This window comes from Paenibacillus foliorum (genome assembly GCF_013141765.1).
In the GTDB taxonomy this organism is placed as follows: domain Bacteria; phylum Bacillota; class Bacilli; order Paenibacillales; family NBRC-103111; genus Paenibacillus_S; species Paenibacillus_S foliorum.
In genome coordinates this window covers 356,411-371,668 of the sequence record NZ_WHOD01000070.1, presented here as the reverse complement: position 1 = coordinate 371,668, position 15,258 = coordinate 356,411, and the positions used below count along the sequence as shown (strand labels likewise).

Annotated in this window: 14 protein-coding genes and 1 other annotated feature; of the genes, 12 read left to right on the top strand and 2 right to left on the bottom strand. The window is 45.6% G+C overall.

Annotation, left to right across the window (positions count from 1 at the left end):
• From GC093_RS20310 to leuS, 6 genes are all read left to right on the top strand, one after another.
• A complete protein-coding gene (locus GC093_RS20310) occupies window positions 1-588 on the top strand; it encodes a nicotinate-nucleotide adenylyltransferase (RefSeq protein ID WP_171653701.1) in 588 nt (195 codons plus the stop codon).
• Window positions 578-1,177 carry a bis(5'-nucleosyl)-tetraphosphatase (symmetrical) YqeK gene (gene yqeK / locus GC093_RS20305; protein WP_171653700.1) on the top strand — a complete coding sequence of 200 codons (600 nt, stop codon included), beginning with the start codon at window positions 578-580 and terminating at the stop codon, window positions 1,175-1,177. Before GC093_RS20310 ends, yqeK begins: the two co-directional genes overlap by 11 nt.
• 40 nt (window positions 1,178-1,217) lie before the next feature.
• Window positions 1,218-1,565: a ribosome silencing factor gene (gene rsfS / locus GC093_RS20300; protein WP_171653699.1), complete on the top strand. Its 348-nt coding sequence runs from the start codon at window positions 1,218-1,220 to the stop codon at window positions 1,563-1,565.
• On the top strand, window positions 1,562-2,461 hold the full coding sequence (locus GC093_RS20295) for a CvfB family protein (RefSeq protein ID WP_171653698.1): 900 nt from the start codon (window positions 1,562-1,564) through the stop codon (window positions 2,459-2,461). Before rsfS ends, GC093_RS20295 begins: the two co-directional genes overlap by 4 nt.
• Window positions 2,462-2,524: 63 nt before the next feature.
• Complete coding sequence (locus GC093_RS20290) at window positions 2,525-3,319, top strand: class I SAM-dependent DNA methyltransferase (RefSeq protein WP_171653697.1); 795 nt, start codon at window positions 2,525-2,527, stop codon at window positions 3,317-3,319.
• A 284-nt stretch (window positions 3,320-3,603) separates the two neighbouring features.
• Window positions 3,604-3,861 (top strand) — a binding site (T-box leader).
• A gap of 84 nt (window positions 3,862-3,945) precedes the next feature.
• Window positions 3,946-6,396 carry a leucine--tRNA ligase gene (gene leuS / locus GC093_RS20285; protein WP_171653696.1) on the top strand — a complete coding sequence of 817 codons (2,451 nt, stop codon included), beginning with the start codon at window positions 3,946-3,948 and terminating at the stop codon, window positions 6,394-6,396.
• A 68-nt stretch (window positions 6,397-6,464) separates the two neighbouring features.
• Here the strand turns inward: leuS and comER are convergent, their stop codons facing one another.
• Complete coding sequence (gene comER / locus GC093_RS20280) at window positions 6,465-7,298, bottom strand: late competence protein ComER (protein WP_171653695.1); 834 nt, start codon at window positions 7,296-7,298, stop codon at window positions 6,465-6,467.
• Window positions 7,299-7,467: 169 nt separating this feature from the next.
• Between comER and GC093_RS20275 the strand changes: the two genes are divergently transcribed.
• The 4 genes from GC093_RS20275 (at window position 7,468) to GC093_RS20260 (ending at window position 12,781) form a co-directional block, all read left to right on the top strand.
• The gene (locus tag GC093_RS20275; RefSeq protein WP_246314874.1) at window positions 7,468-8,076 is read left to right on the top strand and encodes a ComEA family DNA-binding protein; all 609 of its coding nucleotides are present in this window, start codon (window positions 7,468-7,470) and stop codon (window positions 8,074-8,076) included.
• Between the two features lie 96 nt (window positions 8,077-8,172).
• Window positions 8,173-9,465, top strand: a complete 1,293-nt coding sequence (locus GC093_RS20270; protein ID WP_171653694.1) for a homocysteine synthase — start codon at window positions 8,173-8,175, stop codon at window positions 9,463-9,465.
• A 16-nt stretch (window positions 9,466-9,481) separates the two neighbouring features.
• Window positions 9,482-9,994 carry a deoxycytidylate deaminase gene (locus GC093_RS20265; RefSeq protein ID WP_171653693.1) on the top strand — a complete coding sequence of 171 codons (513 nt, stop codon included), beginning with the start codon at window positions 9,482-9,484 and terminating at the stop codon, window positions 9,992-9,994.
• Between the two features lie 156 nt (window positions 9,995-10,150).
• Window positions 10,151-12,781 (top strand): DNA internalization-related competence protein ComEC/Rec2, encoded by a 2,631-nt coding sequence (locus GC093_RS20260; protein ID WP_171653692.1) that lies wholly within the window; start codon window positions 10,151-10,153, stop codon window positions 12,779-12,781.
• A 50-nt stretch (window positions 12,782-12,831) separates the two neighbouring features.
• Here the strand turns inward: GC093_RS20260 and GC093_RS20255 are convergent, their stop codons facing one another.
• The gene (locus GC093_RS20255) at window positions 12,832-13,275 is read right to left on the bottom strand and encodes a hypothetical protein (RefSeq protein ID WP_171653691.1); all 444 of its coding nucleotides are present in this window, start codon (window positions 13,273-13,275) and stop codon (window positions 12,832-12,834) included.
• A gap of 251 nt (window positions 13,276-13,526) precedes the next feature.
• Here GC093_RS20255 and GC093_RS20250 point away from each other — a divergent pair, with 251 nt between their 5' ends.
• Entirely contained in the window at window positions 13,527-14,453 is a 927-nt protein-coding gene (locus GC093_RS20250; protein WP_171653690.1) for an EamA family transporter, read from the top strand.
• A 13-nt stretch (window positions 14,454-14,466) separates the two neighbouring features.
• Entirely contained in the window at window positions 14,467-15,165 is a 699-nt protein-coding gene (locus GC093_RS20245) for an S-layer homology domain-containing protein (RefSeq protein WP_171653689.1), read from the top strand.
• Window positions 15,166-15,258 lie beyond the last annotated feature (93 nt).

Below are 15,258 nucleotides of genomic sequence, written 5' to 3'. Positions count from 1 at the left end.
ATGAAGGTTGGTATCATGGGAGGAACCTTTGATCCGATCCATATAGGCCATTTGATCGCGGCTCAATGCGCTTATGAGCATGCGGGATTGGATGAGGTATGGTTTATGCCAACCAATGTTCCGCCTCATAAGCAGCATGCCCCCAAAGCAACCAGCCAGCAAAGATGGGATATGGTTTGCTGCGCAGTGGAAGGTCAGGCTCATTTTCTTCCATTCGATATGGAATTGAAGAAGGGCGGCGTTTCCTACACGTTTGATACGGTAAGCTTGCTGCGTAAGGAGCACCCCAGCATTCATTTTTATTATATTATCGGTGCAGATATGGTTCAATACTTGCCTAAGTGGTATAAGATTGATGAGCTAGTCCAACTCATTTCCTTTATCGGACTTGGGCGTCCGGGGTATACCTTGGAAATGGGGCAATTGCCCGCATCGCTGAGGCATGCGGTGCAATTAGCCGAAATGCCGCTCATCGAGATATCCTCAACGGCTATAAGGCAGCGTAAGGCCGAGGGAAAAAGTATTAGGCATTTGGTGCCTGACCGTGTATATGATTATATTGAGGGGAACGGATTTTATGGATCGTAAGCAGCTAATTGAAGCGGTGAAGTCTCAAATGCCCGGCAAACGATGGGAGCATACGTTAGGTGTAATGGAGGCGGCGGTTCTATTAGCGCGTAAGTATGGATGTGATCCTGATAAAGCTTACACGGCTGCGATCTTGCATGATGTCGTCAAATATTGGCCAGTCAAAGACCAAGGTGATATCATACGTAATAACGGTTTGCCAGCCGACCTGCTGGACTATGACAAAGAAATTTGGCACGCGCCTGCAGGCGCTTTTGTAGCTCAAAGGGATTATGGCATGGACGATGAAGAAGTACTTGATGCGATACGCTACCACACTACTGGACGCGAGCGAATGACCTTAATGGATAAAGTCGTTTGTTTGGCTGACTACATCGAACCAGGCCGAGATTTTCCAGGCGTGCATAATATTCGTGAAATCGCTGAACATAGCATAGAGAGGGCTTTGCTTACCGCATTTGACGGAACGATCCTATTTCTATTAGAAAAGGGTAAAAAGGTATATCCGTTAACGATATTAGCCCGAAACGGCTTGATTGATGAATTGAAACAACAAGAGCAAGCAGGCAACCAAGCCAATGATTTATGATGAAGTTCACTATTAGGTAGATTCTTGAGGAGGAAATTGAATGAGTATAACCCCGGATAAATTGATGCCCCTGATCGTAGATGCGGCTGACGACAAAAAAGCAATGAATATCATTACCTTGAATCTACAAGGTATTTCCGGAATAGCTGATTATTTTATTATCTGTCACGGAAATTCCGAGACGCAAGTGCAGGCAATAGCTACAGCGGTGCGTAAAAAAGCTGAAGAGAAGGACGTTCGGGTCCGCGGGATGGAAGGCATGGATACGGCACGCTGGGTACTCGTTGATATGGGCGACATTATTGTTCATGTTTTCCACAGGGATGACCGGGAATATTATAATATTGAGCGTTTATGGTCCGATGCGAAAGTGGTTGGGCAGGTATGAGGCTGGATGCTGGAAAGCTGTTTAGGCTTGAAGTAGCCAAAGAAGTTCCGCCTAACGGATACTATGTGACAGATGGAGCTCAGGAAATACTTCTGCATTACAGCGAAATAGTCGGCGAGATTCAAATCGGAGATTACGTGGAAGTATTTCTATTTTACGATACTGAGGACCGTTTGGCCGCAACAATGCGCAAGCCCTTAATCTTGCTTGGTGAAGTGGCGTTGCTTGAAGTGGTTGATATTCATCCACGGTTCGGCGCTTTTCTGGAGATGGGCTTAGGACGCAATCTCCTTCTGCCCTTTAAGGAACAACCCGAATTAAAGGAGCTAAGGCCACAGGTAGGCGATAAGGTATTCGTTATTTTGAACCATGACCGTCAAGGACGATTGATTGCCAAGGTGGCGGGTGAGCCGGAATTGAAGCCTTTGTGCTTTGATGCACCTGCCATGTGGAAAAATAAACAAGTGCTAGCGAGGGTGTATAAACCGCTGCAAATGGGCACTTTCGTCGTATGTGAAGGTGGAATTGTCGGATTTGGTTTCATCGGGATGATTCATGATGCTGACCGTACTCGACTTCTACGATTAGGAGAAGAAGTGGAAGTGCGGGTTACCTTTGTCCGAGAGGACGGCAATGTGAATTGCTCCATGAGAGCTCCTAAGCAAGTTGGACGCGACGAAGATGCAGAGCGGCTCCTTGCTATATTACGGGACAGACCTAACGGCTCTATGCCCTACTCTGATGAGACACCTGCAGATGTTATCAGTCAAAGGTTTCAAATCAGCAAGTCTGCCTTTAAACGAGCTCTTGGCAAGTTGATGAAGGAAGGCTTGGTTTATCAGGAAGGAAGCTGGACGCATCTTAAGCAGGACAAGGAAAAGCTGGAGCAATCTTAAGTCCCTGAGGGGACTTAATTTTTGTTTACTCATAAATTTCATCAGGAAGGTTGCTGAAAAGCAATGGCTTATGATTTGTTTGCCTATCATTATGACCGTTTGATGGAGGATATGCCTTATGAGGAGTGGCTCGGCTTTCTAAGTCAGTGCTGGGATAAGCACGGTCAGCCGCGGTCAATTGCTGATTTAGGATGCGGGACCGGCAGCATAGCCATACCATTAGCGCAGCTAGGCTATGAGGTGTACGGTATTGATCTATCGGAGGATATGCTGGCGGTAGCGCAGAACAAATCGTTAGATGCAGAGCGGAGTCTTCCGTTTCCGGGCATAGGCGGGGTGACTTGGCTGCAGCAGGATTTACGGGACTGGGAACTAATGCGTCCTGTTGATGCTGTTATTTCCTTATGTGATTGCTTCAATTATTTGCTGGAAGAAGAAGATATTTCACTGGCATTTACTCAAGCTTATTCCGGCTTAAAGGACGGCGGGGTGTTCGTGTTTGACGTCCATACTCCGTTTCAGCTGAAGGCATATGCAGAGGCGCAGCCGTTTTTCCTTAATGAGGATGATATTGCTTATATTTGGACGAGTGAGCTGAATGAGGAGCGTTGTGAAATTGAGCATGCGCTTACGATCTTTGCCCAAGACACAGCCGCTAATGTTGGCAGTATCGATGATGCTGGGTCAAACAGCTTCAGGAGGATCGAGGAGTATCACGTTCAACGGGCCTACCCGCTTGATTGGCTGAAAGAACAGCTGCATGCAGCCGGATTCCAGGAGATTGATTGTTACGCGGATTTTTTGTGGAAGCCGGTGACAGAGACAACGCAGAGAGCTTTTTTTGTAGCTCGAAAGTAAATTTTTCAGTGCTTCAAGATCAAACGCACGATGGTCAGAATAACTCCCCATAAAGGAAGAGACAAGGCAATACCATTAAACAATCCTGTCATATAGAACACCTCTGCTTATTAGTTGACTTTTGAACATACGCTTATATACATCTTTTCCATAGTATTCAGACCCTAATCAGTTCGCCTGTATACCTATCCTAATTAACTTGCAAAACGCTCTGCTCAGCTATAGAGATAGAAGTATACTTGACATGATTACCTGTTTTTACATATAATCGCTTTATATCATGACTAACGGCAGTGAAAAGAAGTAGTAACTCAGGTCCCCATTGTTCAGAGAGCCAGCGGTCGGTGAGAGCTGGTACATGGTAGGAGTGAACTCGTCTTGGAGCCAGATGGTGAATCCGCTTCGCATTTAGAAGGAAGTCCTTCTAAGCAGAGCGCTAACCTGATCGAATCCCCCGCGTTAAGGGGAAGAGTGAACTCGGGTAAAGCATGCCCGCAGTTAACTAGGGTGGTACCACGGGAAGCATGCCTCTCGTCCCTAGCCGTTGCGCTAGCGATGAAGGGGCTTTTTTGTTGCTTAGGAAACGAAATTTGGAATTTGTTGAATGAACGAGGGGGCATAACGAAATGACACAAGAAGTTAAAGAACAGCAGGGCTATAACCCGCTGGTCATCGAACCGAAATGGCAAGCTTATTGGGAAGAAAATAAATCATTTAAAGTGCTTGATGATGATAGTAAAAAGAAGTTTTACGCATTAGATATGTTTCCATATCCATCCGGCTCTGGTTTGCATGTAGGTCATCCTGAAGGTTACACAGCGACTGACATCGTATCACGGTTCAAAAGAATGCGCGGTTACAACGTGCTTCATCCAATGGGCTGGGATGCATTCGGTTTGCCTGCGGAGCAGCATGCACTTGATACGGGTCAGCATCCACGCGATATTACGTTTAAAAACATTGACAATTTCCGTCGTCAGATCAAATCGCTCGGCTTCTCATATGATTGGGATCGTGAGGTTAGCACGACGGATCCGGATTACTACAAATGGACTCAGTGGATTTTTATCCAGCTGTATAATAAAGGGCTTGCTTATGTCGATGAAGTACCGGTGAACTGGTGTCCGGCATTGGGAACAGTACTTGCTAATGAAGAGGTAATCAACGGCTTGAGCGAACGTGGTAACCATCCGGTTGTTCGTAAGCCAATGCGTCAATGGGTTCTGCGCATTACTCAGTATGCAGAGCGGCTTCTGGAGGATTTGGAGGAGCTTGATTGGACTGAATCCATCAAGGATATGCAGCGCAATTGGATTGGGAAGTCGAAGGGAGCCGAGGTTGTATTTGAGATCGAGGGAACTGAAGGCGAAGGCTTGAAGGTCTTTACTACTCGTCCCGATACATTATTCGGAGCTACGTACTGTGTTATTGCACCAGAGCATGAACTGGTAGAGCGTATCACATCATCGGAACAAGCTGCCGCTGTTAAGGAATATCAAGATCAGGCTGCACGTAAAAGCGACCTGGAACGCACCGATCTAGCCAAAGATAAATCCGGAGTATTTACAGGAGCCTATGCCATTAATCCGGTTAATGGTGCCAGAACTCCGATCTGGGTAGCCGATTACGTGCTTGCAGGGTACGGTACTGGTGCAATTATGGCTGTGCCTGCTCACGATCAGCGTGACTGGGAGTTTGCTAAGAAGTTTGATATTGCTATTCTCGAGGTTGTCCAAGGCGGAGATGTAGCTAAAGAAGCTTATGCTGGTGATGGCCCTCACGTGAATTCGGGCTTGTTGAACGGATTGAACAACGAGCAGGCCATTGCTTCTATGATAGAATGGTTGGAAGCTAATGACAAAGGGCAAGGGAAAGTGACCTATCGTTTGCGCGATTGGTTGTTTAGCCGTCAACGTTATTGGGGCGAGCCAATTCCTATTCTTCACTTGGAAGATGGAACTATGAAAACAGTACCTGTGGATCAGCTGCCTCTGCTGCTGCCTGATGTTGATCAGATAGCACCTTCAGGAACTGGAGAGTCACCGCTTGCCAACGTTACGGAGTGGGTCGAAACCATTGATCCAGAAACAGGCATGAAGGCGCGCCGTGAAACGAATACGATGCCGCAATGGGCAGGTAGCTGCTGGTACTACCTGAGGTTCATCGATCCGAAGAACGACCAAGAGCTGTGCTCTCAGGAGTTGCAGAAGAAATGGCTGCCGGTTGATCTGTATATCGGTGGTGCTGAGCATGCGGTGCTTCACTTGCTGTATGCGCGCTTCTGGCACAAGGTGCTTTACGATTTGGGAGTAGTTTCGACTAAAGAGCCTTTCCATAAGCTGGTTAATCAGGGCATGATCCTGGGCGAGAATAATGAGAAAATGAGTAAATCCCGCGGCAATGTAATCAACCCGGACGTCATCGTGAATGAATTCGGTGCGGATACGCTGCGTATGTATGAAATGTTCATGGGTCCATTAGAGGCGACTAAGCCTTGGAATGTGAATGGCGTAGAAGGAACTCACCGTTTCTTAAGCCGGATTTGGAGATTATTTGTTAGTGATGAGGGTCAGCTGAATGCCAAAATCAGTGCCGATGAGAACGTAGGTAGTGAAGCATTCAAGCGCACTTGGCACCGCTCTATCAAGAAAATTACGGAAGATTTCGAAGCGCTTCGATTCAACACGGTAATCAGCCAGTTGATGATTTTCACTAACGAGGCCTACAAAACGGATCAGTTGCCTAAGCAAGCAATGACAGACTTTGTACAAATGCTTTCACCTATTGCACCTCATATCGCGGAAGAGCTGTGGGAGAAGCTGGGACAACAGGACTCTGTTACTTATGCCGATTGGCCGGTATTCGATGAGGCATGGACTGTAGACAACGAGGTTGAAATCGTAGTGCAAGTCAACGGTAAAATAGTTGAACGTGCGCTGGTTTCTAAAGATGCGGATGAAGCAGCCTTACAGGAACTGGCTTTGGCTATGGATAAGGTTCAAGAAGCGATGTCTGGTAAAAGTGTTCGTAAAGTCATTGCGGTTAAAGGCAAGCTTGTTAATATAGTTGTTGGTTAGTCAAATAAAAATAACCGCTCTGCTGTTGTACAGGGCGGTTCATATAGGAAAAGCGTGAAAGCATCACGTTATTCGACCTTCGTGCCGAAAAACCGGGTTTCCACCTTTTCCAAGTCTTCTTCGTATTTGGCATGAGTTGTGTGGATCAGATTGTTAAACAATCCGCGCAGCTCTTTTTCCATCATATGGAGGCCTTCGGCTGTAATTCCACCCGGAACAGCAACGCTTTTCTGTAAGGCTTCAGGGGAAAAGCCGCCTGTGGTCAATAGTTTACCGGTGCCAAGAGTCATTTCACTTGCTAGTTGAGTAGCTTCCTCTCTTGAGATACCAGTTTCTTCAACTGAAGCATCAATGAATTTTTGTATGAAAAAAGCTAGAAAAGCAGGACCACAGCTGGAAAGATCGGAAGAGATACGGGTATTCGCCTCAGATATACGGATAGGTGCGCTAATATGGGAAAGCAGATTTTCCAATAGTTCAATATCCTCATCCGCCATTCGGTCACTGTAGACACAAAGCGTGGCGCCGCTGAATACAAAATTGGTTATGCTTGGAATGATTTTGGCAATTTTACTTGGCAGCAAATCTTCTAACTGCCGGATTAGTACGGGGCTCGTAATAGATACGATTATTTGTTCAGGACTTGCCTCGATTTTGATGTCATCAATAACGGTTTTAAATTCCGTAGGCTTGACACACAAAAAAAGAATATCGCAGTGGCGGACGACGTCTATATTGGAACGGGCTACCTTTAGGCCCGAATAAGTTGCAGCCAATCGTTCCACTTTGGAGATAGTTCGGTTAGTCGCCACTATTTGCTCCGGATTCAAAGCTCCGGATTGGATGAACGCTTCTATGAGTATACTGCCCATGCTGCCGGTACCTATGAACCCAACTCTCATGGCCATCCCTCCTTTAGAGTTTTGCGAAGCAAAACTTGCTTCGAAAGCCTAGACTTAAGTGAAGCCTTCTTAATCCCTATGTTGGTAGTGAGGTGAATATGACTATTTTCCTATAAATGTAAAATGAAACTAATAATAAAACGAAGGAGGGAAATTATTTTTGCGATTGATGGATGTATGGAGTAATAAGATGCTGCTAGTAATTATTGGTGTACTTGTGTCACTCACAAGCTGGTTTGGTTTTACGGTGTGGCAGAGCTCTATGCAGACGACTGCTGAGTGGAGGTCGGCAGACGAGGAGATGCTCAAACTGCTTGCGCAGCAATCAGAAGCCAAGCAGAACAAGCAGCAGGGAATAGCAGCTGGTCAAGTAAAGGATGGACAGCAGACCCAAACACCCACTAACAAGAGCGGAGTGAAGCCGCCATTAACAGGTGAACAACTAGCGATTGAACCGTCCATACAGATTGGAAATGAAGCAATTAGGAAGGAGAAGGACCCATCCAATCCTGAGGTGTATGGGAATAACGAATCACTGCCGAAAAGTACATCGGACGCTAAGGCTGCGATCACCATAGGTATTTTAAACTTAAACAAAGCGACAGTGGAACAACTCACAACACTGCCCGGCATTGGAGAAAGCAAGGCAAATGCTATTATTGTATATCGAAAACAGCTAGGGGGACGTTTCAAAACGGTCGAGCAGCTCCTGGATGTCAAGGGGATTGGGGACAAGTTGCTTGCCAAAATCAAGCCTTATCTTATAATAGAACCGTAACCCAATTAGAAGCGCTTTCGTTTTCTAGCTAAATGTGAGAAAATAGGGTGGATAATTATTCTAATTTATTTTTCCGAAATAAGGGAGGGTTTTTCAATGTCGAAGGAACGTAAGCTTGGCTTGGAAACATTAGCTGTTCATGCTGGACAAGAAATCGATCCGACTACAATGTCGCGAGCTGTACCGTTGTACCAAACGACTTCATATGGATTCCGTGATACGGATCATGCCGCAAATTTATTTGCATTGAAGGAATTTGGGAACATTTATACACGCCTTATGAACCCTACAACGGATGTCTTTGAGAAAAGGGTTGCTGCTTTGGAAGGAGCTCCTGCTGCACTTGCTACAGCTTCAGGACAAGCTGCTATTACTTATTCAATTTTGAACATTGCAGAGGCAGGCGACGAAATCGTTTCTGCTGCTAGTATTTACGGCGGTACCTATAATTTGTTTTCTACTACACTGCCTAAACTGGGCATTAAAGTAGTATTCGTCGATCCGTCCGACCCGGAAAACTTCCGGAAGGCAATTACAGAGAAAACAAAAGCACTGTATGCTGAATCCGTTGGGAATCCTAAGGGCGATGTACTTGATATTGCAGCGGTAGCGGCTATTGCTCATGATAATGGAATTCCCTTAATTATTGATAATACATTCCCTAGTCCTTACTTGTGCCGTCCAATTGAGCATGGTGCTGACATCGTCGTTCATTCAGCGACTAAGTTTATCGGGGGACACGGAACATCAATAGGCGGCGTTATTGTGGACGGTGGTAATTTTGATTGGCAAGCAAGCGGTAAATTCCCGGGTTTGACCGAACCTGACCCAAGCTATCATGGTGTTGTATATACCACTGCTGTAGGGCCGGTAGCTTACATAATAAAAGCAAGAGTTCAATTGTTGCGTGATATGGGAGCTGCTATTTCCCCGTTCAATTCCTTCCAGCTGCTGCAAGGACTGGAAACATTGCATTTGCGTATGGAGCGTCATAGTTCTAATGCTATGAAGGTAGCTCAATTCCTTGAAGCACATGAATCAGTTGAAAGTGTGAGCTATGCAGGACTACCTAGCCATCCTTCTTATGATCTTGCGCAAAAGTATTTGCCAAAAGGTCAGGGCGCGATTATGACCTTTGACATCAAGGGAGGCATAGAAGCAGGCCGGAAGCTGATCAACAATGTTTCGTTGTTCTCGCACCTTGCCAATGTAGGCGATTCGAAGTCGTTGATTATCCATCCGGCAAGCACGACGCACGCGCAATTGGACGAGCAGGAGCAATCCGCAGCTGGAGTATCGGCTGGAATGATTCGCTTGTCGATCGGTACAGAATCGATTGACGATATTATTTATGACTTGAACCAGGCAATTCAAGCAAGCCAGAATTAAACGGAGATATTATCTAATGACAACACGCAAAGACTGGGACACTTATTTTCTGGATATGGCTTATATGGCTTCGACAAGATCACGCTGCAGCCGCAGGCATGTGGGGGCGGTGCTGGTTCAAGGGAAGAAGCTGCTTGGAGCAGCCTATAACGGGGCACCTATGGGAGTTCCGGATTGCTCTGAAGCAGGCTGCATGCTGGTCGAGGAATACGAGCTTGCAGATCAGGACGGGGCCGAACAGGTTGTAAAGAAGCAGCGCTGCATCCGTACCATTCATGCTGAACAGAACCTTCTGCTGTTTACGGATCCGAAGGATCGTGAGCGTTCAGTTGTTTATGTGACAGATCAACCCTGCTGGACCTGCGCCAATATGCTTGCTAACAGCGGAATTATCGAAATTGTGTACCATAGACCCTACCCGAAAGACAGCGATAAATTTAAAACTTTAATGCAGCAAAAAGGCATCACCTTCCGTCGGCTAGAAACGTACGAGCCTCCGGTTGGCACAGTATCAGAAGTACAGAATTAAGGCAGCTTAGCAGTGGGTTAGTGGATCTATAATCCTCAAACTTTTTTGTTCAATGAATACGGTAATGTAACTTTGAGGAAGAACCTCTTGACGCAATCGTAGTGATTTGCGGGAGAGGTTCTTTTTGTTGTTTCTGGGAAAGGAGGTGGGCTGCTTGTGAGTCGTCGGCCAGTGGTTGCAGCTGCGTTGCTATGGACAGCTGGTTATGTGCTGGCATTCAGTGTTCAATGGGATTGGTTGTCCGTGTACATAAGTTTATTTTTGGGGATTGCTGCAATTGGGCTTTGGTTTACACGAGTTCCAGGAAGAACAGCTATGTGCTGTCTGCTTATTATAATGATTTCAGCAGGTTATTATGAAGATTATGATCGTCATAATCAGACCAAGCTTTCCATATCTGTGGAAGCAGCAGAGAAGCAGAAGGAGATTCCTTACGGGTTAGATGGCTTGATAACAACAAGGGTTGATGTGGATGGAGATAAAGCCTCCTTTACGGTACGTTCAGACCGGGATGAGGGTGAGCTGTTTGCAGTATCCATAAAGCTGTTAAGCAAGGAAGAGCAGTACACGGCTCAAACTTGGCAGCGGGGGGATCATGTTGGATTGACGGGTACCTTACAACTGCCCGGAGAGGCGCGGAACTTTGACGGTTTTGATTATCGCAGTTTTTTGCGGTTTAAGCATGTTCATTGGCAATTGACTGTGAAAGGAGCTAATCAGGTTAAAATAGTCCCATCTAATTCGTGGACCTGGGACATTGTTATGAGGTGGAATGATCAATTTAGGGAAATGCTTGGGGAGGGAATTGGCAGGATCTTTCCGGCGGAGCAAACGGGTTTTATGAAAAGCATGCTGATCGGAGTAACGGATGATATGGATCCGCTGCAATTTCAGCAGTTTTCACAGCTCGGCTTGACTCACATCTTAGCAGTGTCTGGTCTAAATGTAGCTATATTTTTGACTTGTTTATTATGGCTAATGCGCAGGCTGAGGTTCACTAGAGAGACGTATTTATTGACTGCCATTACCTTAATGCCTTTCTATATTGCTGTAACGGGTGCTTCTCCATCTATCATTCGGGCAGGCTTAATGGCGATGCTTGCATTATATGCAGCCTATCGGCATACTCTCAAGGATGGCTTGCATACTGTGCTGCTGGTGGGACTTGGCATGTTGATATGGGAGCCATATTTTATGTTGGATGTGAGCTTTCAGCTATCTTTTTTAGTAACCATCGGGTTAATTATAGGGGTACCTCCTGTCAATAGCCTTTTGCCAATCCGCTCCACTGTCTGGAGAAATGCTGTTTCGATCACACTTGTTGCGCAATGCGTTTCGTTTCCGGTTTCTATTTATTATTTCAATCAGTTTTCGTTGCTGTCATTCCTGGCTAACTTCTTCCTTGTGCCCATATTCAGTATGGTAACCATGCCAGGTGGAACAGCAGCTTTAATCCTTGGTTTCGCATATGTGCCAGCTGGAAAAGCCGTCGCATGGATTATAGCTCAGATTAATGGGTGGATATTTGATCTGGTTGACATGTCTAGCCGGTGGGATTGGTTTCAAACTATTTGGCCTACACCTGGCATCGGTTGGATAGTTTGCTACTATGCAAGCTGTACAGCATTTGTTTGGTTTTTGCTCCAAAAGAAGCGCAAAAAGAACGAGCACCAAGGTCCAATGCTATCGCTTAATCTTACAAGGAAGAGCATTCAAGCCTTGCGTATACAGAATGCTGCTTCTATAGTTGGTTTGCCCATTTGTATTTTATCACTGCTGCTATTGCTGGGACTCGGTTACAAGCCTGAGCTGTGGAAACGTGAGGGACAGGTTGATTTTATCGATGTGGGTCAGGGGGACAGCATAATAATAACAACTCCCCAGAACCGTAGAGTTATTCTAGTGGATGGCGGCGGCACGATTTCATTTCGTAAACCAGGTGATGAGTGGAAGCAGCGCAAGGATTCCTATGAGGTTGGCCGGAAGCTGCTTGTCCCACTATTGAAGAAGCGCGGAATCCAGAGGATCGATTATTTGATCGTCACTCATCAGGATGCGGATCATATTGGTGGATTGCAAGCAGTTTTAGAACAAATACCGGTGAGCAAGCTTATTTTCAATGGTACCTTCAAGCCGGGAATCGGAGTGGAGAAGCTATTCCAGACTGCTTTGGACAAGCAGGTCAAGCTGGTTAAGGCTTTTGCAGGAGATAGGCTTCAAGCAGATTCCGAAACGGTTCTTAGTATGCTGGCCCCTGTACCTTGGGATGCTGCTGGGGGGCTGCGGCTGGAAAAGGAGCAGAACGAGGAATCAGTTGTTTTTATGATGGAGATGTCTGGGACGAGGTGGCTATTTACCGGTGATATGGATCAGGCTTCAGAAACAGCCGTATTACGTATGCTTGAGGCGGACTGGAATCTGATCATACCCCCCGTTCCCTCAGCAGCTTCGGCTAATATTAACTTCGCGGCCCCGAATGTGCAAAGGAAGATCACGATGACGACGATAGCGACAAATATAGATGTGCTAAAAGTAGCACATCACGGAAGTAAAACATCGTCTAGTACAGCCTGGCTGGATTCTTGGAAGCCTCGGTTGGCTGTCATTAGCGTGGGTTTACTCAATTCGTATGGTCATCCGAACCCGCAAGTGCTCAGTCGATTGGAGGAGCGGGATGTGAGCATTTTACGGACCGATAGGAACGGTGAGGTTCAGATGAGAGTCAAGGACGGTAAGATTCAAGTTCGTACGAAGCTAATAAGGAATGAAGATCATGCTCTTAATTAGCGTTGCCAACCTGGGTTAGAGTAAATTATTAAGAATCATCTATTGAAATCTCAGATTCTATTGTGGCGCTGTGGCGAGGGGCGGAACAGTAAATCCCATAAATCCCCCAATGACTTCCTTTTGGGAGTTGGATGTCGTTCGGAACGGGAGATAAGTATAGATTTCGGTATTGCGGGATAAGGAGTTGCTTCCATCCCACCTCTGTTCACAGTATCGGTTAGATTCGACATTTCAGCAGCTGCCGCCACTGCTCCTTGAGTTTGAATAAATTGATTCAATTGCTGTTCTAATTCGTTTATATGTTGGTAAAGGTTGGCATTCTCTTGTTGCAGCTCTTTTATGAGCTCGTGTAGTAGCTTCATCGTGAGCTTCGGATTTTTTGGTGGATCTGGATTTTTAGATTGCTCTAATTGCTCTCTATCTGGCTTTTTGGGCTTATGGGAATCCGATGAGATCTGCAGCATTAATTCCTCTTTACGGATTACTTCTTGCATCACGGGAACGGCCTCCTTTTAAAAGTAAATGCTAGGTTGAGATTTGAATTTCATATTATAGTTTCATAGTAAAGGAATTGTTCTAAGGATACTGTCGAAGCTCGCTGTCAAAAATGGCTAATTTATTTCGGGTTCAAACCCAATCCCTATTTCTTGAAAAATCTCAGGCCTTCTGTTAGACTTCCTGATGTGTGCATCTCTTTGGGGATCTCATGGGTGGGTGAGGGTTTTAATAAAAAAGGATATGTGAAATGACATCATTGAATCGTTGGACAGCAATCTGGCTCGTGTTGTTGGGCGCAGCTTCATATGGCGTGTTATCAACATTAGTTAAGCTTGGTTATCAGAATGGGTTTACACCTGGAGAGATTATAGGAAGTCAAAATTTCTTTGGATTTATTGCTCTTTGGTTGATTTGTTTGCCTCAGCTGCGCAAAATGAAAGGAATTACACTCGGAACCGTTCTGAAACTGTTGTTTAGCGGGGTTTTCACGGGATTGACAGGATATTTTTATTATCTTTCTTTGCAGGTCTTGGATGCTTCGTTTGCAGTTTTACTCTTATTTCAATTTACATGGATGGGGATGCTGCTTGGCTGGCTGCTGGATAAAAAAGCGCCTAACCGCTTTCAGTGGCTGGCTATGGTGCTTGTCCTTATAGGAACCTTGCTATCCTCAGGCGTTCTTTCTGGATCATGGGAAGGCGTTAATTTGGGCGGGGTTGCACTAGGACTATTAGCAGCAGTGTGCTACACATTGTTTATTTGCTTCAGCGGTAGGGTAGCTACTCATTTTCCACCATTGGTACGAAGCACATGGGTTGTGACTGGGGCCATGATGATTGTATTTATTCTAATGCCTCCACAATTTCTGTGGAACGGCTCGTTGGATAAGGGACTGTGGTATTGGGCTTGCTTGATGAGCGTATTCGGAATGATTGTGCCGTCGTATTTCTTAGCCAAAGGGGCGCCTTTCATTGAGACCGGATTAGCTTCAGTACTCGGGGCAGTCGAACTTCCGGTTGTAATCGTATGCTCAGCTCTGCTGCTTCAAGAATCACAGGGCACCTTGCAATGGTTGGGTGTCGTTATTATTTTACTTGGTGTTTTTGTATCGGAAAAGAAGATAGGTAGATCGCCTGCTAAAACGTCAGTCATTAAAGGGAAAACAGCACTTTGAAAGAGGTGAGGGCATGAGGAAGTCATTTTTGATAGTCTTCTTAAGTTTGACACTTGCTTTTGTGACTGGAAATGGAGTGACGCAAGCAGCTGAATCGAAACCGAAGCCCAAAACATCAGCAGACTTCAAAGACCTCAAGGATTTGGATGCATCATTGAAGGTAAAAATAGACAAATGGCTAGCCAAAGGATACTTTGAGGGAATATCGGAGGATGAGTTCGGGGTAAATGAAACGATAAGTCGCGCCGAGTTCGCCAAGATTATTGCTTTTACTGTAGGATTAAAGATAGACCCTACATTGAAAACCTCGAGTTTTAGCGATGTATCGGTAAATGATTCGGTCTACGGTTATGCTCTTCCTTATATAGAAGCTATTAGGAGGGTGGATATTACCGATGGAATAGGTAACAATCTGTTCGATCCTAGTGGTAGGGTGACTAGGGAACAATTAGCGATATTTGCGATTCGCAGCTTAAATAAAGATGCAGATGCGAGAGAAACTAAGATAGAGAGAGAGGATGGAACAGTTTCTCAGTATGCGAAACATCATGTCGCTTTATCTAAGCATCTGTTTGCTTTTCTACGTTCTGAAGAGCCTTTCTTCGGTACGCTGCCTGCTAATCGTCGAATGCTCCTGCTAAGCTTGGATGAGATAACTGTAACGTATTGTGGCTGCGGTCCTTCGATTAAGCAAATGGAGAAAACCAGTTAACCGTTTCATTGTCATTTGTTTGGAAGCTCATTTACTGGTTATCTAAGAACATCTCATAAAAAGGAGCTGCCGCGGCAGCTCCTTTTTAACTCG

What these genes read in the sequence shown, in the direction of transcription:
- leuS (WP_171653696.1), top strand. Translation starts at nt 3,946, where the DNA reads ATGACACAAGAAGTTAAAGAACAGCAGGGCTATAACCCGCTGGTCATC.
- GC093_RS20295 (WP_171653698.1), top strand. Translation starts at nt 1,562, where the DNA reads ATGAGGCTGGATGCTGGAAAGCTGTTTAGGCTTGAAGTAGCCAAAGAA.
- GC093_RS20265 (WP_171653693.1), top strand. Translation starts at nt 9,482, where the DNA reads ATGACAACACGCAAAGACTGGGACACTTATTTTCTGGATATGGCTTAT.
- GC093_RS20270 (WP_171653694.1), top strand. Translation starts at nt 8,173, where the DNA reads ATGTCGAAGGAACGTAAGCTTGGCTTGGAAACATTAGCTGTTCATGCT.
- comER (WP_171653695.1), bottom strand. Translation starts at nt 7,298, where the DNA reads ATGAGAGTTGGGTTCATAGGTACCGGCAGCATGGGCAGTATACTCATA.
- GC093_RS20245 (WP_171653689.1), top strand. Translation starts at nt 14,467, where the DNA reads ATGAGGAAGTCATTTTTGATAGTCTTCTTAAGTTTGACACTTGCTTTT.
- rsfS (WP_171653699.1), top strand. Translation starts at nt 1,218, where the DNA reads ATGAGTATAACCCCGGATAAATTGATGCCCCTGATCGTAGATGCGGCT.
- GC093_RS20275 (WP_246314874.1), top strand. Translation starts at nt 7,468, where the DNA reads ATGGATGTATGGAGTAATAAGATGCTGCTAGTAATTATTGGTGTACTT.
- GC093_RS20250 (WP_171653690.1), top strand. Translation starts at nt 13,527, where the DNA reads ATGACATCATTGAATCGTTGGACAGCAATCTGGCTCGTGTTGTTGGGC.
- GC093_RS20310 (WP_171653701.1), top strand. Translation starts at nt 1, where the DNA reads ATGAAGGTTGGTATCATGGGAGGAACCTTTGATCCGATCCATATAGGC.
- GC093_RS20290 (WP_171653697.1), top strand. Translation starts at nt 2,525, where the DNA reads ATGGCTTATGATTTGTTTGCCTATCATTATGACCGTTTGATGGAGGAT.
- GC093_RS20255 (WP_171653691.1), bottom strand. Translation starts at nt 13,275, where the DNA reads ATGCAAGAAGTAATCCGTAAAGAGGAATTAATGCTGCAGATCTCATCG.
- yqeK (WP_171653700.1), top strand. Translation starts at nt 578, where the DNA reads ATGGATCGTAAGCAGCTAATTGAAGCGGTGAAGTCTCAAATGCCCGGC.